A 22,155-nucleotide genomic window follows, 5' to 3' on the forward strand; every position below is an offset into this window, starting at 1 on the left:
CGTCCAAGGCAATCGACATGACCGACACTCAGAATAAGAACTACATCATTGCCCTCGATCAGGGTACGACCAGCTCCCGCGCGATTATTTTCGACCGCGACGCGAACGTGGTCTGCACCGCCCAGCGCGAATTCGCACAGCATTACCCGCAAGCCGGCTGGGTTGAACATGACCCGATGGAAATCTTCGCCACCCAAAGCGCCGTGATGGTCGAGGCCCTGGCTCAAGCCGGCCTGCATCACGACCAGGTCGCCGCCATCGGCATCACCAACCAGCGCGAAACCACCGTGGTCTGGGACAAGACCACCGGCCGCCCGATCTACAACGCGATCGTCTGGCAGTGCCGCCGCAGCACCGAGATCTGCCAGCAACTCAAGCGCGACGGTCACGAGCAATACATCAGCGACACCACCGGCCTGGTCACCGACCCGTACTTCTCCGGCACCAAGCTCAAATGGATCCTCGACAACGTCGAAGGCAGCCGCGAACGTGCGCGCAATGGCGAACTGTTGTTCGGCACCATCGACAGCTGGCTGATCTGGAAATTTACCGGCGGCAAGGTGCACGTCACCGACTACACCAACGCCTCGCGCACCATGCTCTTCAACATCCACACACTGGAGTGGGACGCGAAGATGCTGGAGGTGCTGGATATTCCGCGCGAGATGCTGCCGGAAGTTAAATCCTCGTCCGAAATCTACGGCCACACCAAAAGCGGCATCGCCATCGGCGGCATCGCGGGTGACCAGCAAGCGGCCCTGTTCGGCCAGATGTGCGTCGAACCAGGCCAGGCGAAAAACACCTACGGCACCGGCTGCTTCCTGCTGATGAACACCGGCGACAAAGCGGTGAAATCCAAGCACGGCATGTTGACCACCATCGCTTGCGGCCCTCGCGGCGAAGTGGCTTACGCGCTGGAAGGTGCCGTGTTCAACGGTGGTTCCACCGTTCAATGGCTGCGTGATGAACTGAAAATCATCAACGACGCCCACGACACCGAATACTTCGCCAACAAGGTCAAGGACAGCAACGGCGTGTACCTGGTACCCGCCTTCACCGGTCTGGGCGCTCCGTACTGGGACCCGTATGCCCGTGGCGCACTGTTCGGTTTGACTCGCGGCGTACGCGTGGATCACATCATTCGTGCAGCCCTGGAGTCGATTGCCTACCAGACCCGCGACGTTCTCGACGCCATGCAACAGGACTCCGGCGAACGCTTGAAATCCCTGCGTGTAGACGGCGGCGCAGTCGCGAACAACTTCCTGATGCAGTTCCAGGCCGACATCCTCGGCACTCAGGTCGAACGTCCGCAAATGCGCGAAACCACCGCACTGGGCGCGGCTTACCTGGCCGGTCTGGCGTGTGGCTTCTGGGGCAGCCTGGACGAGTTGCGTGGCAAGGCTGTGATCGAGCGCGAATTCGAACCGACCCTGGACGAAACCGCGAAGGAAAAGCTCTACGCCGGCTGGAAAAAAGCCGTCAGCCGCACCCGCGACTGGGAACCGCATGAAGGCGCTGAATAAGCCAAGCTGAGTACTCGTATCTGTATGTAACTGGTAGGGAGCAGATTCCTGCGGCATCATGGGCAAATTTTGCACGGCAGCCCAAAGGAAGCCCCATGAATCTGCCTCCCCGTCAGCAGCAAATCCTCGAACTGGTCCGCGAACGCGGCTATGTCAGCATCGAGGAAATGGCTACGCTGTTCGTCGTTACACCGCAAACCATCCGCCGCGATATCAATCAGCTCGCGGAAGCTAATTTGTTGCGTCGCTACCACGGCGGCGCAGCTTACGATTCCAGCGTCGAAAACACCGCCTATGCCATGCGTGCGGATCAGATGCGCGATGAAAAGCAGCGTATCGGTGAAGCCATTGCGGCTCAGATCCCGGATCACGCCTCGCTGTTCATCAATATCGGTACCACCACCGAATCCATCGCCCGGGCGTTGCTCAATCACAATCACCTGAAGATCATCACCAACAACCTGCATGTAGCCTCGATGCTCAGCGCCAAGGACGACTTCGACGTTCTGCTGACCGGTGGCAATGTGCGGCGTGACGGTGGCGTGGTCGGTCAGGCCAGTGTCGACTTCATTAACCAGTTCAAGGTTGATTTCGCCTTGGTCGGCATCAGCGGTATCGATGAAGACGGTAGCCTGCTGGACTTCGACTATCAGGAAGTTCGGGTGTCCCAGGCGATCATCGCCAATGCCCGAAAGGTCATCCTCGCGGCGGACTCCAGCAAATTCGGGCGCAACGCCATGATTCGTCTGGGGCCGATCAGTTTGATTGATTGCCTGGTGACCGATCAGCAACCTGTGCCGGCGTTGGCGCAGTTGTTGAGTCAGCACAAGATTCGGCTCGAAGTCGTTTAAGGCTTTCAGCCTCTAAAGATCGCAGCCTTCGGCAGCTCCTACAGGTTCACTCGCCCCTGTAGGAGCTGGCGAAGGCTGCGATCTTTTGCTTTTAATGTTCGAAAATTTTCCTTTCACGGCCCTTCGATCAGTATTTTCAATCGAAGTTAACTGGCTGTGGGCGACTTTATGGGCTACCATTTTCGCAAATGAACATTAATGTTCGAAATCCAATACCGAAAATCATAAAAGCCCGAGGCCAGCCGATGCCCACTTCTACCTTGCCTACGCCCCCTCTCGCTGAGATCTACGATATCGCCGTCATCGGTGGCGGGATCAACGGCGCGGGGATCGCAGCGGATGCCGCCGGTCGCGGTCTTTCGGTGTTTCTTTGCGAAAAGGACGACCTGGCCAGCCACACCTCGTCAGCCAGCAGCAAACTGATCCACGGTGGCCTGCGCTACCTTGAACATTACGAATTCCGCTTGGTGCGCGAAGCCCTGGCCGAACGCGAAGTGCTGCTGGCCAAGGCCCCGCACATCGTCAAGCAGATGCGCTTCGTGCTGCCGCACCGTCCGCACCTGCGTCCGGCCTGGATGATCCGCGCCGGTCTGTTCCTTTATGACCACCTCGGCAAGCGGGAAAAACTCGAAGGCTCCAAAAGCGTGAAGTTCGGCCCGGACAGCCCGCTGAAAAGCGAAATCACCAAAGGCTTCGAATACTCCGATTGCTGGGTCGACGATGCTCGTCTGGTGGTGCTGAACGCCATGGCCGCCCGCGAAAAAGGCGCCCACGTTCACACCCAGACTCGCTGCGTCAGCGCCCGTCGCACCAAGGGAATGTGGCATCTGCATCTGGAACGCGCCGATGGCAGTCTGTTTTCGATCCGCGCCAAGGCGTTGGTGAACGCTGCCGGCCCATGGGTCGCCAAGTTCATTCGTGACGACCTGAAGATGGAATCGCCGTACGGCATCCGCCTGATTCAGGGCAGCCACCTGATCGTTCCAAAACTGTACGAAGGCGAACACGCGCACATTCTGCAAAACGAAGATCAGCGCATCGTGTTCACCATTCCGTACCTGAACCACTTCACCCTGATCGGCACCACCGACCGCGAGTACACCGGCGATCCGGCTGCAGTTGCGATCACCGAAGGCGAAATCGATTACCTGTTGAAAGTGGTCAACTCCCATTTCAAGAAACGCATCAGCCGCGACGACATCCTGCACAGCTATTCCGGTGTTCGCCCACTGTGCAACGACGAATCCGACAACCCGTCGGCCGTCACCCGTGACTACACCCTGGCGCTGTCGGGCACTGGCGAAGAAGCGCCATTGTTGTCGGTATTCGGCGGCAAGCTGACCACCTACCGCAAACTGGCCGAGTCGGCACTGGCGCAACTGGCTCCTTACTTCAAGCACATCAAGCCAAGCTGGACCGCCAGCGCTACCCTGCCGGGCGGTGAAGACATGACCACCCCGCAAGCCTTGTGCGCCTTGATCCGTGACAAGTTCGACTGGGTGCCGACCGAAATCGCCCGCCGCTGGGCCACCACCTACGGCAGCCGCACCTGGCGCATGCTGGAAGGCGTGCAGAATCTCGGCGATATGGGCGAACACATCGGCGGCGGGCTCTACACCCGTGAAGTCGATTACCTGTGCAGCGAAGAATGGGCAACCACCGCGCACGACATCCTGTGGCGCCGCAGCAAGCTGGGGCTGTTCACCACCCCGGATGAACAGCAGAAACTGGCGGATTACCTAAGCAAGGTCGAGCAGAACCGCAGCAAGATCGAAGCGGCCTGATCGGGAATCCGGTTAAACCAAAGCCCCTGAATCTCACGATTCAGGGGCTTTTTTTTGGGAACTTACTGCGCCAGATGCAGCAATAGGAAATCGATGAACGCCCTCGATTTGTGGGGCAAATGCGGGCTGTTGGGAAACACCACGCTGACGGACTGCGAGGGCAGCGAATAGTCGGGCAACAACCGGATCAGCCGCTCGCTGGCGATGTCGTCCTTGACCACCCAGGCGGGCAGCACCGAGACGCCTAGCGACGACAACGTCATGGAACGGATGGCCGTGGAAGAATTGGATTCAAACTGATTGATCCCGTTGATCTCGACAGCCCCCAATTGCGGATGGCGCAACGACCACTGGGTCGGTGCCTGCAGGTTGCTGTTGGCGATCCACGGCACCGAATTCAGGTCCTGAGGATTCTGCACCGGGTGACGTGCAAGAAACGTCTCGGTAGCCACCAGGACAATTTCATAATCCGCCAGTTTACGGCTCTTGAAAGCCGAGTCCGCCAAGTTGCCTAAACGGATAACCAGGTCTAACTTTTCCGCCACCAGATCATTGAGTGACGAATTGAAGTTATAACAGAGTTTTATTTCCGGATAGCGCTCTATAAATTGCGGTATCAACGGAAGAATATAGGCCTCGCCGTATTCACTGGTGGAACTGAAGCGCAACTTGCCGGACACCCGATTATGCCCTTTTAATACATTATCGAAGGCATTATCGATGTCCGCGACAATACCTTTGAATTCTTCATAAAAGTCCTGACCGATTTCGGTGAGGGATATATTTCGGGTATTTCGAATCAACAACGTCGCTGACAGCACGTCCTCCAGCGCCTTGACATGCAGGCTGGCCATGGCTTTGCTGATGCTCAGGTAATTGGCACCCTTGGTGTAAGAACCAAAATCGACCACAGCCAGGAATGTCTGGACCCGATTAAGATGAGTGTGCATAGCAATATGGTTCACTGTTAAATCCCGTCAAACATTGTTTCAAGGATAGTCGTATCGACAGTTCAAGTCCACCGCCCCTATGCTTTGCGACAAAGGGGAAACAACATGACCTATCGCTACAAAGTTGCGCTGATATTTCTGATCGGTTTTTTTATAGACTGCATTAACATCTTTATGTCGGCGGTCGCATTACCGAGTATATCAGCGGCGCTACACGTTAGTACTTCAGACGTTGCCTGGGTGGCTAACGCTTATATTCTCGGGCTGACGCTGATTATCCCGGTCAGCACCTGGCTGGCCGGTCGTTTTGGCAGCCGGGAAATCCTCACCGCCTCGATGATCGTGTTCACAGGCTCCGTGTGGATGTGTGGGCTGGCCAACAGTTTCAACGAACTGGTGATCTGGCGCTTCGTCCAGGGGGTTGGCGGCGGACTGTTGATTCCTGTCGGCCAGGCGCTGACGTTCAACCTGTTCAAGGGCGAGCAGCGGGCGAAAATATCCACATTGGTCATGGCCGTTGCCCTGATAGCGCCAGCCATTTCACCAACCATCGGCGGTGTCATCGTCGACAGCAGCTCCTGGCGCTGGGTGTTCTACAGCAACATCCCGTTTTCGCTGATCGCGGCATTGCTGTCCTGGTTCTGGATCAACGAAGCGCGCCCGACGAGTTTGCCCAGGCCCGACATCAAGGGCTTGCTACTGGTCAGCGCGGCGCTCGGCAGCCTGCTGATGGGCATGTCGTTGTATGGCGGCGACGCTCCGGCATGGGTAGCCGCCCTCTTCGTCATGGCCGGCGTTGCTTTCGTCGTGCTGTACGGGCTGCACTACCGCACGTGCAAAAACCCGATCATTGAACTGAGCCTGCTCAAAAGCAAAAAACTCAGCACCTCCATCTTTATCTATTACGCGATTCCCGGTGTGTTCACGGGGGTCAACTTGATGAGCATCTTTTTCCTGCAAAACACCCTGCACTTCAGCGCCCGACTGACAGGGATGTTCATGATCCTGTACGCCATCGGCGCGTTCATCGCGATGCTGATCTGTGGCCGGGTCTATAACCGGATGGGCGCGAAGCGGCTGTTTGCCCTCGGCATGCTCTTGCACAGCGCCGGCATCGCCACCCTGTTACTGGTGAACGATCCCTCAGACTTTTTGGTGATTGTCATCGCCTACAGCTTGATGGGGATCGGCGGCGGCATCGGTGCCAACACAGCACAAACCACGTCGCTGATGGACTTCGAGGGTAATGACACCCACAAGGCCAGCGTCATCTGGAACATCAACCGACAGATGTCATTCAGCATCGGCGCCGCCCTCTTCCTGATGGTTTTCAACCTGCTCTTGAAGCATTTCGATACCACCCAGGCCTACCACGTGACCTTTGCAATCGCCGCGCTGGTGGGCCTATTCCCACTCTTTCAACTGAGTCAGTTGAACACTCAAAAGGACTGTCATGCACAACAAAATAGTTGAACAGGCGCACCACAGCATTCATCACGTGCACGAGCTGATACACACCCTGTTCACCGACGCAAACGGTAAGGGGCAGGCGGCGCTTGAACCGCTGATGTCGGCCTTTGCCGAGCACTTCACCATGGTCACCACCTCGGCCGCCATTGTCAGCCGGGCGACGGTCGAACAGATGTTCAAAGGTGCAGTCGGCGCCAAGCCAGGCCTGGAGATCGTCATCAGCGACCTGCAGACGGTCTGGCAGGAAGGCAACAGCGTGGCGATCCGCTACAAGGAAACCCATCGTCTAAACCAAAGCGAGAGCTCACGGGTTTCGGTGGCAATCATTGGCATCCATCACCACAACGCCCAGTGGATTTACCTGCATGAAACGCCGCTAAGCCAGGGAGGCTGATTGTCATATGAACGGCATGATCACTGGCTCTTCTATTATCTGGCCGAAAGGACGTTAGCGACCCCAAACACCATTCGGTTTTCCGAACGCGACCTGTCAGTCGATTCGGTTACCCGGATTCTCCAACGTCAAAAACTGCGCCATAAATATTTAATCACCTTATAAATCAATAAGTTGATCTGTTCAGCCTGGCCTGGCACGAGTCATGCTCTACACTCTTGGACGAATGTCCGCTGAGCCAACCCTTCAGGAGCCGGCAAGCATTCGAAGCACAAAAAAGGGCCGATGAACTGGCTCCATATAAAAACAATGTCGAGGAAAATTTGATGCGCATCGTTCCCCATCTCCTGGGCGCAGCCATTGCTGCCGCTCTGATCAGCACTCCAGTTTTCGCCGCCGAACTCACCGGCACCCTGAAGAAGATCAAAGAGTCCGGCGTTATCACCCTCGGGCATCGTGACGCTTCCATTCCGTTTTCCTACATCGCGGACGCTTCCGGCAAACCGGTTGGCTACTCCCACGATATCCAGCTGAAAATCGTTGAAGCCATCAAGAAAGACCTCGACCTGCCGAACCTTCAGGTCAAATACAACCTGGTCACCTCGCAAACCCGTATCCCGCTGGTGCAGAACGGCACCGTGGACGTCGAGTGCGGCTCCACCACCAACAACGTCGAGCGTCAGCAGCAAGTTGACTTCTCCGTCGGCATTTTCGAAATCGGCACCAAGCTGCTGTCCAAGAAAGATTCTCCTTACAAAGACTTCCCGGACCTGAAAGGCAAGAACGTCGTGACCACCGCCGGCACCACGTCCGAGCGCATCCTCAAGTCGATGAACGCCGACAAGCAGATGGGCATGAACGTCATCTCCGCCAAAGACCACGGCGAATCCTTCAACATGCTGGAAAGCGGCCGCGCCGTTGCTTTCATGATGGACGACGCCTTGCTGGCGGGTGAAATGGCCAAGGCCAAGAAGCCAACCGATTGGGCCGTGACCGGTACTGCACAGTCCTACGAAATCTACGGCTGCATGGTCCGCAAGGGCGACGCGCCGTTCAAGAAGGCCGTGGATGACGCGATCGTTGCGACCTACAAGTCCGGCGAGATCAACAAGATCTACGAAAAATGGTTCATGCAGCCAATCCCGCCAAAAAACCTGAACCTGATGTTCCCGATGAGCGACGAGCTCAAGGCCCTGATCGCCAATCCGACCGATAAAGCGGCTGACGACAAGAAATCCTGATTTCTGACTAACCTTATCTCCTGAGAGGGCCACTGCCCTTTCGGGGGATAGTCACTCCCTGCTGGCATTTTTGGAAACACTCGAACCGGTGGCTGTCGAGCCGCTCGTGTGTGCCCGGTCTTCAACGGGCGGGAACGGAGCTTCCCCAGGCGGGCACTTGTACATCGATCGATCTGAGGGGAGACCCTAATGAATTACAACTGGGACTGGGGCGTGTTCTTCAAGTCCACCGGAGTGGGCAGCGAGACGTATCTCGACTGGTACGTCTCCGGTTTGGGCTGGACCATCGCCATCGCCGTCGTGGCCTGGATCGTTGCCCTGCTGCTGGGCTCGATGCTGGGCGTCATGCGCACCGTGCCGAACCGCATCGTATCGGGCATCGCGACCTGTTACGTCGAACTCTTCCGTAATGTGCCACTGCTGGTTCAGCTGTTCATCTGGTACTTCCTGGTGCCCGATCTGCTGCCTCAGAACCTGCAAGACTGGTACAAGCAGGACCTGAACCCGACCACTTCGGCCTACCTGAGCGTCGTCGTCTGCCTGGGCCTGTTCACCGCCGCTCGTGTATGCGAACAAGTGCGTACCGGCATCCAGGCGCTGCCTCGCGGCCAGGAAGCCGCCGCTCGCGCCATGGGCTTCAAGCTGCCGCAGATCTACTGGAACGTGCTGCTGCCCCAAGCCTATCGGATCATCATTCCGCCGCTCACCTCGGAATTCCTGAACGTGTTCAAGAACTCTTCCGTCGCGTCGCTGATCGGCCTGATGGAGTTGCTCGCACAGACCAAACAGACCGCCGAGTTCTCCGCCAACCTGTTCGAAGCCTTCACCCTGGCAACGCTGATTTACTTCACGCTGAACATGGGCCTGATGCTGCTGATGCGCATGGTCGAGAAGAAAGTGGCCGTACCGGGCCTGATCTCCGTAGGGGGTAAATGATGGAATTCGACTTCTCGGGCATCATCCCGTCCCTGCCGGGTTTGTGGAACGGCATGGTCATGACCCTGCAACTGATGGCGCTGGGCGTCGTCGGCGGGATCATCCTCGGCACGATCCTGGCGCTGATGCGCCTGTCCCACAGCAAATTGCTGTCGAACATTGCCGGCGCCTACGTTAACTACTTCCGCTCGATTCCGCTGCTGCTGGTGATCACCTGGTTCTACCTGGCGGTGCCGTTCGTACTGCGCTGGATCACCGGCGAAGACACCCCGATCGGCGCATTCGCCTCGTGCATCGTGGCGTTCATGATGTTCGAAGCGGCGTACTTCTGCGAAATCGTCCGGGCCGGCGTGCAATCGATCTCCAAGGGTCAGATGGGTGCTGCCCAAGCCCTGGGCATGACGTATGGCCAGATGATGCGTTTGATCATCCTGCCGCAAGCGTTCCGCAAGATGACCCCGCTGCTGCTACAACAAAGCATCATCCTGTTTCAGGACACCTCGCTGGTCTACGCGGTCGGTCTGGTGGACTTCCTCAATGCCTCGCGTGCCAGTGGCGACATCATCGGTCGCTCCAACGAGTTCCTGATCTTTGCAGGTCTCACGTACTTCACAATCAGCTTTGCCGCCTCGCTGCTGGTCAAGCGTCTGCAAAAAAGGTTTGCCGTATGATCTCTATCAAGAATGTCAACAAGTGGTATGGCGACTTCCAGGTACTGACTGACTGCAGCACCGAGGTCAAAAAAGGCGAAGTGATTGTGGTATGCGGGCCGTCCGGTTCCGGCAAATCCACCCTGATCAAATGCGTCAATGCCCTGGAACCGTTCCAGAAAGGCGACGTGGTGGTCGATGGCACGTCCATCGCCGACCCGAAGACCGATCTGCCGAAACTGCGTTCGCGCGTTGGCATGGTGTTCCAGCATTTCGAACTGTTCCCGCACCTGACCATCACCGAAAACCTGACCATCGCGCAGATCAAGGTGTTGGGCCGCAGCAAGGCAGAAGCCACCAAGAAAGGCCTGCAACTGCTTGAGCGCGTCGGGCTGTCTGCCCATGCGCATAAGCACCCGGGCCAGCTCTCCGGTGGTCAGCAACAGCGTGTGGCGATTGCCCGAGCGCTGGCGATGGACCCGATCGTCATGCTGTTCGACGAACCGACTTCGGCGCTGGACCCTGAAATGGTCAACGAAGTACTCGACGTGATGGTGCAACTGGCCCACGAAGGCATGACCATGATGTGCGTGACCCACGAAATGGGCTTCGCCCGTAAAGTGGCGGACCGGGTGATCTTCATGGACCAGGGCAAAATCATCGAAGACTGCAAGAAAGAGGAGTTCTTCGGCGACATCAACGCTCGCGCCGAGCGTACGCAGCATTTCCTCGCCAAGATTCTGCAGCACTAAAAGCTACACGGCCGCCCCTGTAGGAGCTGCCGAAGGCTGCGATCTTTTGATCTTGATTCTTGCAGAATCCCAGGAGATCAAGAGCAAAAGATCGCAGCCTTCGGCAGCTCCTACGGGGGTTCCTCAGGGCTTGTAGTGGTTGACCCAAGGCATCTGTGATGAAATGCGACCCCACTCTCTATCGCGCCGCGCCGCCATCACTCGCCGTGAAACCCCGTCTGATTCGCCATCTGTTCCTGCCGCCGCTGGTCATCGCCCTGATGATCGGGTTGGGTTACCTCGGCTTCTGGGTCAGTGAACACTACGGAATTCGCAGCCTCAGCGAGAACGGCCAGCGTCAGCTGGAACTGCACGCCCGCGCTGTCGAGAGCGAAATCAGCAAGTACACCTACCTGCCCAGCCTGCTGGAACTCGAATCCAGTGTTTCGAAGCTGTTGGCCGACCCGTCGCCAGAACACCGGCAGACGGTCAATGAATACCTCGAAGGCCTGAACCGGCGCAGCCGCAGTCGGGCTATCTACGTGATGGACACCACCGGTCGTGTCATGGCGACCAGCAACTGGCGCGATGTCGACAGTTACTTGGGCGAAGATCTGTCCTTTCGCGCCTATTTCCAGAATGCCGTGCGCGGTCAGCCGGGGCGCTTCTATGGCATCGGCAGCACCAACGGCGAGCCCGGTTATTACCTGGCTCATGGCCTGGAAGAACACGGCAAGATCATTGGCGTCGCGGTGGTCAAGGTCCGCCTCGAGGCCATGGAAGAACGCTGGCAACGCGCGCGGCTGGAAGCTTTCGTCAGCGATGAAAACGGCATCATCATTCTTTCCAGTGATCCGGCACGGCGCCTGAAATCGGTTGTGCCGCTGAGCGACGAGACCAAGGAAAAACTGGCCCGCAGCCTTCAGTACTACTGGTTCCCACTGAACGAACTGCAACCGCTGGCCCGTGAACGACTGGCCGAAGGCGAGGAAAAACTCACCTTCCCCGCCAACAGTGAAGTGGAATCAGATGAAGAGGACATCAGCTACCTGTCGCAAACCCGCCCACTGAGCGATACCCCGTGGAATTTCACCCTGCTCACCCCCCTGCAGGATTTGCGGCGCGAAGCGATCAATCAGGGGATTCTGGTGGCGGTGGCGTTTGCCCTCGTGGCGTTCCTGCTGATCGCCTGGAACGAACGGCGCAAGGTCATTGCCACGCGCCTCGCCGCCCGGGAGGCCTTGCAGGAAGCCAACAATCAACTGGAGCGTCGGATTACCGAACGCACCACTGATCTGCGCGCCAGCAACGAACGGCTCAAGGGGCAGATCCGCGAACGGCGTCTGGCCGAAGAGACGCTACGCCATGCCCAGGATGAACTGGTGCAGGCCGGTAAACTCGCGGCCATCGGCCAGATGTCCACCAGCATCGCCCACGAATTGAACCAGCCACTGGCAGCGCTGCGGACCTTGTCCGGCAACACCGTGCGGTTTCTGGAACGCGGTCAACTGGACGTTGCCAGCACCAACCTCAAGACCATCAACGAACTGATCGACCGCATGGGCCGGATCACCGCCAGCCTGCGTTCGTTCGCTCGCCGCGGAGACGACAAAGGTCAGGCCAGCCTCGGCAAAGCGGTGGATGCAGCCTTGCAGCTGCTCGGTGGTCGCGTGGAAAGCGCGCATCTGCAACTGCACCGAGACTTCGCCGATCTGCAGGTGCAGATCGACCAGACCCGTCTGGAGCAGATTCTGGTCAACCTGATCGGCAACGCCCTCGACGCCATGCAGGCACAACCGCTGCCAGAACTGTGGCTCGAAGGCGAAGAGTTCGATGGCAAATATCGCCTTCGTGTACGCGATAACGGCCACGGCATCGACGCCGAAGCGCGCAAGCATTTGTTCGAACCGTTCTTCACCACCAAACCCGGCGAACAGGGGCTGGGCCTCGGCCTGACCCTTTCCGCCAGCCTGGCCGCCGCCACCGGCGGGCACCTGGGTGTCGAGCACCCGGCCAGCGGTGGTACCACCTTCGTCCTCAGTTTACCGTTGGTAAGCCCCACTCACGCCGAGCCAATATGAACAACGACCTTAGTGTGCTGATCGTCGAAGACGACCCCCATGTGCTGCTCGGCTGCCAACAGGCGCTGACACTGGAAGACATTCCCTGCGAGGGAGTCGGCAGCGCCGAAGAGGCGCTGGAGCGGGTCGGCGACAACTTCGCCGGCATCGTCATCAGCGACATCCGCCTGCCGGGCATCGACGGCCTGGAACTGCTGACCCGCCTCAAGGCCCGCGACCGCAGCCTGCCGGTGGTGCTGATTACCGGTCACGGCGACATCTCCATGGCTGTCGGCGCGATGCAGAAAGGCGCCTATGACTTCATGGAGAAACCTTTTTCCCCCGAACGTCTGGTCGATGTGGCGCGCCGTGCGCTGGAGCAACGCAGCCTGGCGCGGGAAGTCTTTTCGTTGCGTCGGCAACTGGCGGAGCGGGATTCCCTCGAAGGCCGGATTATCGGCCGCTCGCCCGCCATGCAGAACCTGCGGGAATTGATCGCCAACGTTGCCGATACGTCGGCCAACGTGCTGATCGAAGGCGAGACCGGCACCGGCAAGGAACTGGTCGCACGCTGTCTGCACGACTTCAGTCGGCGGCACACCAAGCAGTTCGTCGCGCTGAACTGCGGGGGCCTGCCGGAAAACCTGTTCGAAAGCGAAATCTTCGGCCATGAAGCCAACGCCTTTACCGGCGCCGGCAAGCGGCGGATCGGCAAGATCGAACACGCCGACGGCGGCACGCTGTTCCTCGATGAAGTGGAAAGCATGCCGCTGCCGCTGCAAATCAAACTGCTGCGGGTGTTGCAGGAGCGCACTCTGGAACGCCTGGGTTCGAACCAGAGCGTGGCAGTGGATTGCCGGGTGATCGCGGCGACCAAATCCGACCTGGACGCGACGAGCAAGACCGGCGAATTTCGTAGCGACCTGTATTACCGCCTCAATGTGGTCACCCTGGAACTGCCGCCGCTACGCGAACGCCGCGAAGACATCCTGCAACTGTTCGAACATTTCCTGCAGCAGTCATCCCTGCGCTTCGACCGCACAGTGCCGGATCTGGACAACCAGACCCTCTCCAACCTGATGAGCCACGACTGGCCGGGCAACGTGCGGGAATTGCGCAACGTGGCCGAGCGGTTCGCCCTGGGCTTGCCGGCCTTCAAGAAGCCCGGTGCCAGCGGCAGCAATCAGGGCCTGGCCTTCGCCGAAGCGGTGGAAGCCTTCGAACGCAACTTGCTCAACGACGCCTTGCAGCGCAGCGGCGGCAACCTGACCCAGGCCAGCCTGGAACTGGGCATGGCCAAGACCACGCTGTTCGACAAAGTGAAGAAGTACGGGCTGAGCCACTGATGGACCTGATTCTCAAAGCAACCTTGGGCGCGGCCGTGGTGGTGATCCTCGCCGCACTGGCCAAGACCAAAAACTATTACATCGCCGGATTGGTGCCGCTGTTTCCGACCTTTGCGCTGATTGCGCATTACATCGTCGGCAAGGGCCGTTCGCTGGAAGACTTGAAGACCACCATCGTGTTCGGGATGTGGTCGATCATTCCTTACTTCATCTACCTGGCGACGTTGTATGTGATGGTGGACCGGATGCGGCTGGAGGCTTCGCTCGCTGTAGCGGCAGTGGCTTGGTTGATGGCGGCTACGGTGTTGGTTTCGGTTTGGGTTCACTTCCAGAATTGAGCGCAAATCACTGTGGGAGCGAGCCTGCTCGCGAAGGCGGTGTTTCAGTCAACATTAATGCCAGCTGACACTCCCTCTTCGCGAGCAGGCTCGCTCCCACAGTGACCGCGCGTGCCACAGGATCAGCTCACCGTCCCGCCCTTCGCTTCACTCATGATCTGCCGAATTGCCCCGACAAAGGCGTCCACCGGCTGCCCGCCACTCACGGCGTACTGCCCGTTAAACACCACCGTCGGCACTGAACTCACTCCGCGCGACAGCCACAACTGCTCTTCCTCTCGAACCTCTTTGGCGAACTCGTCCGACGCCAGAATCGCCTCGGCTCGCGACCGATCCAGCCCCACGCTTTCGGCGATCTGCGCCAACTGCCCATGGTCGGACGGATTGCCGCCCTCGGTGAAATACAACTTGAACAGCGCCTCTTTCAAATTGAACTGCAACCCTTCCAGTCCCGCCCAGAACAGCAAACGGTGGGCATCGAAGGTGTTGTAGATGCGGCTGTTGCCGTCCGTGCGAAACGCAAACCCGACCTCGGCGCCGCGCGCGCGGATCATCTCGCGATTTTTCTGGGATTGCTCAGGCGTCGAGCCATATTTTTCGGTGATGTGCTCGGTGATGTTCTGTCCTTCCGGGCCCATCTTCGGGTTCAGTTCGAACGGCTGGAAACGGATCTCGGCCTGCACCTCGTCGCCCAGCAAATCCAGGGCCCGGGTCAGGCCGTAGAGGCCGACGACGCACCAGGGGCAGGACACGTCGCTGACGAAATCGATTTTCAGGGGGGGACTCATCACACACCTCGCAGATTGGAACGCGCCGGAAAGTTCGAACGATACACCCGTCTGGCCTGAGCACGCAGCAGATCCAATGTGGGAGCGAGCAGGCTCGCTCCCACATTGGATTCTGGTGTTACAGGAGGTTGTGTTCAGCCACCGGATCAATCTGCGCCCAATGCGAGGTGTCTTCGCGGTGGGCCTGCAAATACGGCAATACCGCCGCCAGCAACGGCGCCTTGAACGCTTCCTGGAATCGATGCGCCAGCCCCGGAATCAACTTCAGCTGACTGCCGCGGATATGCGCCGCCAGGTGCACACCGTGCATGACCGGCAGCAACGGATCAGCAGTGCCGTGAACCACCAGCGTCGGTACGCGCAGTTGATTGAGCAGTGCTACACGACTGCGCTCGGCGAGGATCGCCATGATCTGGCGCTTCACGCCCTCGGGGTTGAATGCCCGGTCATAGGACTGCGCCGCCTGATGCAGTAGCGCTTGCCGATCATCGCTCACCGTCGGGCTTCCCAGCGCCGCCAGCAAATCGGCTTGCTGCTCCAGCGCCACTTCGCGATTGGGCGCCCCACGACGCGACAACAGTTGCACCAACGCCGCACTCGGCGCCGGCAAGCCTTCGGCCCCGGAACTGGTCATGATCAGGGTCAGGCTCTCGACCCGTTGCGGCGCCATCGCTGCCATGTGCTGGGCGATCATCCCGCCCATGCTCGCGCCCAACACGTGGAATTGCTCGACATGCAACGCATCCATCAAGCCAAAAGCATCGCCTGCCATATCGGTCAAGGTGTACGGCGCCGACACCGGCAAACCGAGTTTGTAGCGCAGCACTTCGAACGTCAGGTTGGCGTCGACGGGCGTTTGCCGCCAGGTCGAGAGCCCGACATCGCGATTGTCATAGCGAATCACCCGAAAGCCTTGCTGACACAGCGCAATCACCACCTCGTCCGGCCAGTGAATCAACTGCCCGCCCAAGCCCATCACCAGCAACAACGCAGGGTCCGACGCACGACCGATGCTCTGGTACGCCAGGCTCACCTGTGCCAGATCGACCCGCTCGGTCGGAACATTGATATCGCAACGAGATGCCGCCAAGGACGGCAGGCCGAACAACAGCGCGGCCAGAAAAAAGAAAACACGCATGAAAAACACCGAAACGCAGAACTCCAGTAGAGCGCGAGTCTGATGAAGTTTGTTCAAGCGCGCTGCCACAGTTACGTGACAGTTTGATGAAGATCGCTGAGCGGTCAATGCGATAACTATGTACCACCACCTCCCGAGCCCCTTCGCATTCAATGCCTGCCAACCGTCCACCCTGAAGCAGGCAACCATGCTCGAACAACATCACAACCCCGACCTCTCCACCCTCAGCGATTTTGGCCTCGCACCCGGCGCCGTCCCGGCGATCCAGAATGAACATTTGTTCCTCCAGGCCTCGCAGCGCTGGCAAGACAGCCAGCAGCAAATGCTCAAGCTCATGGCGAACTCCCCAAGCGTTCGCAACCTGTTGACGCAAACGCTCAAGCAGCAACTGGATCTGGATGGCGAGAGGGTCGGCCTGTTTTTTCCGGCCACCGCCGAGCGCTCTTCGCGCCGTTGCAGCCTGACGCAAGCCTGCGCCTTCCTCCTGCAACAACCGGATCTGGACCCGCGGCGTATCCCGCCCTGTCAGGTGGCGGGAATCGATCGCAGCCATCGACACGTCTCCACCGCTGCCGGCGAACTGCTCACACAACTCAAAGCCCTGGACCTGAAGCAGTGCCTGACGGACGGCTGGAACACGTACTGGAACGGCCGGGCAATTGGCTCGCCATTATCAAGACGGCATCTGGTCGCCCGGTTGTACCGCACACACATTGACGCTGCAGGCCAGTTGGCCCTCGCCGAGGGTGCGTTAAGTGCCGAGCAGTTAAAGCCGCTGCTGGCGGTCCTCGATCCCGTCGATGGAAAATCCGAAGTGGCAGGCCAGCGGGTCACGGCCGAACAGTTGGCCCTGCAGCGCCGTGACAATCGTTTTGCCAAACTTCCCGGTGTGCTGGCCATCAGTCTCTACGGGGGACAATCCACCGACCAGTTGCTGTATCTACCCACCCACCGGCCCGCACTGTTGCACTTTAGTCAGCGCAGCGAACTGGACAGCTGGCTGATCAGGCATCAACACGCTATCCCCTGGAGTGTCACGACTGACGGTCACAGCGTCGTCGACTACAACAACCCGAGTGCCCCGCTGGAGGCAGGTGCGGCCCAATTACTGGACCGTTTGCACGCCATTCAACTGGAAAGCGCAAGCACCGGCCTTGGCGATGACATTGCCGAACAGGCGGCCTACGCACTGCTCGCTGTCGATCAAGTCGACGCACAACGCCGCGCAACGGGGGGCTTTACCGAAGCGCCAGACCTCCCCGCACCGGTACCCGAGCAGGATGATCAGGCGCTCGCCCCGTCCTTCCCGCTCGGTAATCCGGGGCACGAATTTTCTTTGTTCGTGCGCAAGGCCGCACTCAAACAGCAATACAGCGCCATCGAAAACATGCTGAAAAAAAACGATCCGGGGACATCTGACAATCCACGAATGACAGAGCTCAAGACCCTGTTTGCATCCCTGGACGAGGCCGAGCAAGCCGCCATGACAGCGGCATCCGCCTTGCTGGAGCGCGAGCGCGTTTTCGATACCTCGACAATCAACACCCAATACACCGCACTCTACCAGGCGAGACTCAAGGCCCTGCAAACCGAGGCCAACATCCAACTCAAACTGGATCAGATCAATACCGCCGAACACAGCCTGCTTGAAGCGGTGTTGAAAACGCCTGCCAGCGCCGATCGTTCTGATCACAGCGCCGCTGCCTGCGTAACATTATCGGTCAGCGAAACCCGCGAAATTGAAACCCTTTCGCAGCGCCAGGAGCTGGAGGGACTGCTGGTTTTCGCCGACACAGCGACGCTGCAAGACCCGTCCTCAACGCAAAGCCTGTTGCTCTACTGCACCGGTGCTGGCGGAGGCTTGCAACGGTTCGCCAATCGCCGGGAAATGGAGTGTTCCCTGTTTAAACTGCACGCCGCTGGCGGGCACGCGGCGTTGCAACTGACCCTGATCAACACCGACCCTTTCGAGTACAGCTTGCATCAACAAGTCTCGACCTTCGAACGCCGCGCAGCCGAGATCCGGCTGCAATACCCCATCAGTTCCCACCCCGCACAACAAGCGAACGCACTGGGACAGTTACGCGAGCAGACGCTTACCGCCCTGCTGGTGCCCAGCCACCAGAACCGGGACCTCGCTTACGCACAGATCGTCGAGCAAAACCTAAGCGCACAATTGACCCGCCAGCTCCCCCAATGGCTCACCCAGGCGTCACAGGGTGAACGCTTGCAGCTCAATGCATTGATTGAACGCTATGTACCGGCCTTGCAACGCGCCCACGCGCTACACGAGCTCACTTTGCCGCTGGTCAGTAGCTTCTCAGCCAAACGCGTCGATGCCCGGCTGCGCGAGGATTTCTCACTCAAGCACAGCTTCTCCGTGCAATTGGACCTTCCTGATGCGGTGACATCCGAACAACACTTCATAGTGGCCCCAGGCGCACCGGGAACGCCGACCAAAACCGTGTGGGTCGCCAGCCAAAGCCGCAGCAAACTGTCGATCCATGAACTGGCGCTGCTGAACATCGACGACAGTATCAAGCAGCGTTTGAGCTTCATGCGTGTCGAAGTCACCGCCAGCGCCGATGCCGAGCGCGATGCGCTGGTCAAAGGCATCACGCTGTCGTACCTGTGCGCCCTCGTGCCGGAACTTGATCTGGCGCAGCACTACGAAGAGCTGATACGCAGCACCTACAGCGGACCTGCGACAGCATCGGCCTTCGAACGTGAATACCACCACGAATGCCTGCTCGAACCCTACCGCTTGCAACTCGCCATTCAGGGACGCTTTGCCCTCCTGCGAGGTGCAATCAACGCCACCGAGTGGCAAATCCTGAGCATCGCCATTGAAGCTGCGACGCCGCAGGCCTGGTCCGCCAATGGCCAGCAGATCGTACTGCTGCCCGCGTGCTTGAGCGCGGGGGGCAAAGATACGGACAACAAGCCAACCACCCTGTCGGGTATTACCTTTATTGAGGAGCAAATCAGCGGTCTTACGCTGCTGTACCTGCCCGATACCCCGGACGGCGTTTTCCTGCGCCGATACAACAGTCTGGAGCAAGCCCGAAAGGCGTTGTTCGATCTGTGCCTTGGCAGTGAAATAGCCAACTATCTGGCAGAGCGCGCCCTCGACGGCCTAAAGGCGAATCACCTGACCCGCATCACACAGGCCGTGCTGAAAAACTTCGATGGGATCATCGGTGTTGGGCGCCCGTGGCCCAAGAGCACTTCATTGCCAGCCCATCTATTGGATGCCGAGATGGGCCGCCTGATCCTGGCTCACCGCAACACCTCACGCTCCAACAGCGAACTGTTTCTGGAGCAATACGCAGTCAACGGCGAGAAGGTGTTCACCTACTTGAAAATGGCCATTGGCGTCTTGCCCATCATCGGTACCGGTGTCGGCCTCTATGACGCCTGGAACAGCGCCAATCAAGCCGTCGCGGCCTTTCGCAAAGGTGATCACGTGCGTGGCATGGCGGAAATAACCATGGTTTTGCAGGCGTTGATCGATGCAGGCGTGGACCTTCTTTCGGGTTTCAACTTGCGGCTCAGCGCAATCCGCACACGAACGATTCATCGCCAGTGGAGCAGAATGTTCAGAGGCATTGCCGCCTCGTCCGCTCCTCAGATATCGGCACGAGAGGCCCGGCATGTCGCGGCCCGATTCGCTGGCTACCACTACGAAAAACACGTTTCCCTGGCGGGCCTTCAACCCGATACGCACGGCGTCTACCGCAATGTCTATCGTCACGCCGACGGTGACTTCATTGTCAGGTACGGAATCCTCTACAAGGTGGAATTGCATGAGGGGGCCTGGCGGCTGAGCGGGACTCGGCTCAAAAGCTATAAACAACCCATAGCCCTCGATGCCAGCGGGCAATGGAACACTCACTTCGCCGTTTACGGGACAGCCTTCAATGGCGGCCTGGCGGGAGGGGGTGGGGTACAAAGTTACCTGGCCAACAGGCTTGATCCGATCTGGCCGACGGCCATCCGCGATCGACTGCCGCGTTGGTGGGTTGATCGGGTTTTTCGGCGCCAACAAGCACTGACAGCCAGCTGCGATGCCAGGATTGAGCAACTCAATACCCTGAGCAAGCGCACAAATGAGGCGCTGGAGCGCTACCAAAGCAGCCCCCCTGAGACCCACACGGCACAAATCCAGCGACTGGACGCTGCTTGCTTGCAAGAAATAGAACAGGCCAAAACCAGTTACCTGGAACTCGAAGAACTGTTGTCGCTGAGCCATGGCAACAAGCGGGCAGATATTAAAGACGCAAAAAGTCGAGTGGCCTGGATGATAGTGGACCGCTCACTGCACCGGGTGAGGTTTAGCGCCAGGCGCATCGCTCAGCACCTGGACGAACTGGAAGACCTTGCGAACCAGGCGGATGCTCTGCCCAGTACAGACTACAAACCCATATTGAGCCTTCTGCAACAGCGCAAAAATGTGCGGATAGGGGTAATCAAGGAGATGGAATTAATCGACGCGGCCAGCGCACAGATTGATGAATGGAGCAGGCGCATCACCAATGACGCTCAACGAAAAATCGTAACGACAGAAAAAGACAAACTGACAAACGCATTGCTGCCGGAGAACCGGCAGTACCTGAAAACAGGTCAATACTTGCAAGTCGTCAGTCGGTTTGAAGCGGTTAATGATGTCTCCTGGTTCTATCTGCAAACCCAGATGGCTGACGCACGGGCCAGGATCGACCGGGTCCTGTCTACCCAGCGCAGTCTTCCCCAAGTGAACGCCCGCCACGCCGAACGCAACAAGCTTCTTGAAGACTGTCTCGCGGCCTACGATCAATTTCGCAAGGAGCTGACCGCATGGACGGCCAGCTACCCCCAACATTTCGATCTCACCTATGTCCCGCTGCTCCTGGACGGCATAGAAAAAACCGCCGAACGAGCTCGCCAGGCCATCAGACAAACATCTGTGCCGCGGCCGGCCGGGCCTGTCGTGAAAAAGATCTTTGAAACCGAGCAAGGTCAATTGTTGATCGGTGACGTGATCAGCGGCCAGGATCGATTCACGCTCAATGGCATCGATGGCTATACCGAAAACTGGTTGCCAGGGTCACACGGCAAATACCGTCTGCAGGATAATCCCGTGCGGGTCAGCCAACAGCGTTTCCACACTGATGTCGGGCCTTTGTTGACGGAGGCAAGGAGTCGCTTGAACACCCAGGCGGATTACCAGAACAAGGTCGAAGCCTACGCCCGGCAAAAAATGCTGCCCGTCGACCTTGAACACATGATGCTCACTGAAGCCGCCGAGCTTCGCCTGCGCGCCAGCCAGATCGAACGTCTCGCCCCCCAGGCTCCCCTCATCGGGCAACTGCGCGACAAGGCTGCCGAACTGACGCGCAAAGGACGAGACTTGCGCATCCAGCACTCCCTCATCAGCCAGACGCCAACAGAAGGGTATCTGGACTATCTACTCAAACAGGGTGCGGTGCAGATTCGCAAGAACGGTGTATTGACGGAGCTCGCACGCCCGGCGGGCGGGCGCAGGGACTTCCTGCAGGAATATGAAGTGCTCGACCTGACGCAAACTCCGGCACAGCGCCTGTGGTATGCCCATTTTCACTACAACAAGCCCCAACCGCGCTTCGACGAGTTCGTCAAAGCTCACCTCAAAACAGCGCAACAACGCCAGCTCGGCCTGCAATGGCAACAAACGCAGGCGCAAATCGGTGCACCGGTCGACCCTGTCTGGCGTGGTGACATCGGCAGGCAGTTAGCCTTGCTGCACTTCCAGGACCTCTGACCCCACCGGCGCAGGGGGGTAATGCCCCTGTGCCGGACGGCCGAAGCTTGCCACTCGTCCGAAAAGTGCACCGACCTGTCACATCTGACAGTAGTCAAACTCTCCGTTCAAGCTCTCAATCGACCACTCATATGTCCCGAATCACGGGATTGCTACCCACTCCGCCGCGAGAGCAC

16 protein-coding genes are annotated in these 22,155 nt (G+C 58.7%); 13 read left to right on the plus strand and 3 right to left on the minus strand.

Annotated features, from left to right (window positions below):
• Positions 1 to 17 precede the first annotated feature (17 nt).
• The 3 genes from glpK (at position 18) to glpD (ending at position 4,158) form a co-directional block, all read left to right on the plus strand.
• Complete coding sequence (gene glpK, locus JFU47_RS11620; protein ID WP_123368459.1) at positions 18 to 1,523, plus strand: glycerol kinase GlpK; 1,506 nt, start codon at positions 18 to 20, stop codon at positions 1,521 to 1,523.
• A gap of 95 nt (positions 1,524 to 1,618) precedes the next feature.
• The gene (locus tag JFU47_RS11625) at positions 1,619 to 2,374 is read left to right on the plus strand and encodes a DeoR/GlpR family transcriptional regulator (protein WP_027922833.1); all 756 of its coding nucleotides are present in this window, start codon (positions 1,619 to 1,621) and stop codon (positions 2,372 to 2,374) included.
• Positions 2,375 to 2,619: 245 nt separating this feature from the next.
• Positions 2,620 to 4,158 carry a glycerol-3-phosphate dehydrogenase gene (glpD, locus tag JFU47_RS11630; protein ID WP_201183065.1) on the plus strand — a complete coding sequence of 513 codons (1,539 nt, stop codon included), beginning with the start codon at positions 2,620 to 2,622 and terminating at the stop codon, positions 4,156 to 4,158.
• A 62-nt stretch (positions 4,159 to 4,220) separates the two neighbouring features.
• Here the strand turns inward: glpD and JFU47_RS11635 are convergent, their stop codons facing one another.
• On the minus strand, positions 4,221 to 5,108 hold the full coding sequence (locus JFU47_RS11635) for a LysR family transcriptional regulator (protein ID WP_201185207.1): 888 nt from the start codon (positions 5,106 to 5,108) through the stop codon (positions 4,221 to 4,223).
• A gap of 105 nt (positions 5,109 to 5,213) precedes the next feature.
• Here JFU47_RS11635 and JFU47_RS11640 point away from each other — a divergent pair, with 105 nt between their 5' ends.
• The 9 genes from JFU47_RS11640 (at position 5,214) to JFU47_RS11680 (ending at position 14,274) form a co-directional block, all read left to right on the plus strand.
• Positions 5,214 to 6,581, plus strand: a complete 1,368-nt coding sequence (locus tag JFU47_RS11640; RefSeq protein ID WP_140893485.1) for an MFS transporter — start codon at positions 5,214 to 5,216, stop codon at positions 6,579 to 6,581.
• Entirely contained in the window at positions 6,562 to 6,972 is a 411-nt protein-coding gene (locus tag JFU47_RS11645) for a DUF4440 domain-containing protein (RefSeq protein ID WP_140677013.1), read from the plus strand. The genes JFU47_RS11640 and JFU47_RS11645 overlap by 20 nt, the downstream gene beginning before the upstream one ends.
• A 326-nt stretch (positions 6,973 to 7,298) precedes the next feature.
• Positions 7,299 to 8,213 carry a glutamate/aspartate ABC transporter substrate-binding protein gene (locus JFU47_RS11650; RefSeq protein WP_201183067.1) on the plus strand — a complete coding sequence of 305 codons (915 nt, stop codon included), beginning with the start codon at positions 7,299 to 7,301 and terminating at the stop codon, positions 8,211 to 8,213.
• Between the two features lie 189 nt (positions 8,214 to 8,402).
• Positions 8,403 to 9,149, plus strand: a complete 747-nt coding sequence (locus JFU47_RS11655) for an amino acid ABC transporter permease (RefSeq protein ID WP_123368456.1) — start codon at positions 8,403 to 8,405, stop codon at positions 9,147 to 9,149.
• Positions 9,149 to 9,820, plus strand: coding sequence for an amino acid ABC transporter permease (locus JFU47_RS11660; protein WP_033053683.1), 672 nt, complete (start codon positions 9,149 to 9,151; stop codon positions 9,818 to 9,820). The genes JFU47_RS11655 and JFU47_RS11660 overlap by 1 nt, the downstream gene beginning before the upstream one ends.
• The gene (locus tag JFU47_RS11665; RefSeq protein WP_140677015.1) at positions 9,817 to 10,551 is read left to right on the plus strand and encodes an amino acid ABC transporter ATP-binding protein; all 735 of its coding nucleotides are present in this window, start codon (positions 9,817 to 9,819) and stop codon (positions 10,549 to 10,551) included. Before JFU47_RS11660 ends, JFU47_RS11665 begins: the two co-directional genes overlap by 4 nt.
• A gap of 158 nt (positions 10,552 to 10,709) precedes the next feature.
• Entirely contained in the window at positions 10,710 to 12,611 is a 1,902-nt protein-coding gene (locus JFU47_RS11670) for a sensor histidine kinase (protein WP_201183069.1), read from the plus strand.
• Positions 12,608 to 13,936: a sigma-54-dependent transcriptional regulator gene (locus JFU47_RS11675; RefSeq protein ID WP_140677021.1), complete on the plus strand. Its 1,329-nt coding sequence runs from the start codon at positions 12,608 to 12,610 to the stop codon at positions 13,934 to 13,936. The genes JFU47_RS11670 and JFU47_RS11675 overlap by 4 nt, the downstream gene beginning before the upstream one ends.
• A gap of 8 nt (positions 13,937 to 13,944) precedes the next feature.
• A complete protein-coding gene (locus JFU47_RS11680) occupies positions 13,945 to 14,274 on the plus strand; it encodes a GlpM family protein (RefSeq protein WP_178082235.1) in 330 nt (109 codons plus the stop codon).
• 122 nt (positions 14,275 to 14,396) lie between these two features.
• Here the strand turns inward: JFU47_RS11680 and JFU47_RS11685 are convergent, their stop codons facing one another.
• Together JFU47_RS11685 and JFU47_RS11690 are read right to left on the minus strand one after the other, a co-directional pair.
• Positions 14,397 to 15,062, minus strand: a complete 666-nt coding sequence (locus JFU47_RS11685; RefSeq protein ID WP_140893480.1) for a DsbA family oxidoreductase — start codon at positions 15,060 to 15,062, stop codon at positions 14,397 to 14,399.
• A 118-nt stretch (positions 15,063 to 15,180) separates the two neighbouring features.
• Positions 15,181 to 16,200, minus strand: coding sequence for an alpha/beta fold hydrolase (locus tag JFU47_RS11690; protein WP_140893479.1), 1,020 nt, complete (start codon positions 16,198 to 16,200; stop codon positions 15,181 to 15,183).
• A gap of 187 nt (positions 16,201 to 16,387) precedes the next feature.
• Between JFU47_RS11690 and JFU47_RS11695 the strand changes: the two genes are divergently transcribed.
• A complete protein-coding gene (locus JFU47_RS11695; RefSeq protein ID WP_201183070.1) occupies positions 16,388 to 21,979 on the plus strand; it encodes a dermonecrotic toxin domain-containing protein in 5,592 nt (1,863 codons plus the stop codon).
• The last annotated feature ends 176 nt before the right edge of the window (positions 21,980 to 22,155 follow it).

The organism is Pseudomonas sp. TH39(2020) (assembly GCF_016650715.1).
In the GTDB taxonomy this organism is placed as follows: Bacteria; Pseudomonadota; Gammaproteobacteria; order Pseudomonadales; family Pseudomonadaceae; genus Aquipseudomonas; species Aquipseudomonas mandelii_C.

Coding starts and splice junctions, on each gene's coding strand:
- glpK (WP_123368459.1), top strand. CDS start 18: ATGACCGACACTCAGAATAAGAACTACATCATTGCCCTCGATCAGGGT.
- JFU47_RS11625 (WP_027922833.1), top strand. CDS start 1,619: ATGAATCTGCCTCCCCGTCAGCAGCAAATCCTCGAACTGGTCCGCGAA.
- glpD (WP_201183065.1), top strand. CDS start 2,620: ATGCCCACTTCTACCTTGCCTACGCCCCCTCTCGCTGAGATCTACGAT.
- JFU47_RS11635 (WP_201185207.1), bottom strand. CDS start 5,108: ATGCACACTCATCTTAATCGGGTCCAGACATTCCTGGCTGTGGTCGAT.
- JFU47_RS11640 (WP_140893485.1), top strand. CDS start 5,214: ATGACCTATCGCTACAAAGTTGCGCTGATATTTCTGATCGGTTTTTTT.
- JFU47_RS11645 (WP_140677013.1), top strand. CDS start 6,562: ATGCACAACAAAATAGTTGAACAGGCGCACCACAGCATTCATCACGTG.
- JFU47_RS11650 (WP_201183067.1), top strand. CDS start 7,299: ATGCGCATCGTTCCCCATCTCCTGGGCGCAGCCATTGCTGCCGCTCTG.
- JFU47_RS11655 (WP_123368456.1), top strand. CDS start 8,403: ATGAATTACAACTGGGACTGGGGCGTGTTCTTCAAGTCCACCGGAGTG.
- JFU47_RS11660 (WP_033053683.1), top strand. CDS start 9,149: ATGGAATTCGACTTCTCGGGCATCATCCCGTCCCTGCCGGGTTTGTGG.
- JFU47_RS11665 (WP_140677015.1), top strand. CDS start 9,817: ATGATCTCTATCAAGAATGTCAACAAGTGGTATGGCGACTTCCAGGTA.
- JFU47_RS11670 (WP_201183069.1), top strand. CDS start 10,710: ATGAAATGCGACCCCACTCTCTATCGCGCCGCGCCGCCATCACTCGCC.
- JFU47_RS11675 (WP_140677021.1), top strand. CDS start 12,608: ATGAACAACGACCTTAGTGTGCTGATCGTCGAAGACGACCCCCATGTG.
- JFU47_RS11685 (WP_140893480.1), bottom strand. CDS start 15,062: ATGAGTCCCCCCCTGAAAATCGATTTCGTCAGCGACGTGTCCTGCCCC.
- JFU47_RS11690 (WP_140893479.1), bottom strand. CDS start 16,200: ATGCGTGTTTTCTTTTTTCTGGCCGCGCTGTTGTTCGGCCTGCCGTCC.
- JFU47_RS11695 (WP_201183070.1), top strand. CDS start 16,388: ATGCTCGAACAACATCACAACCCCGACCTCTCCACCCTCAGCGATTTT.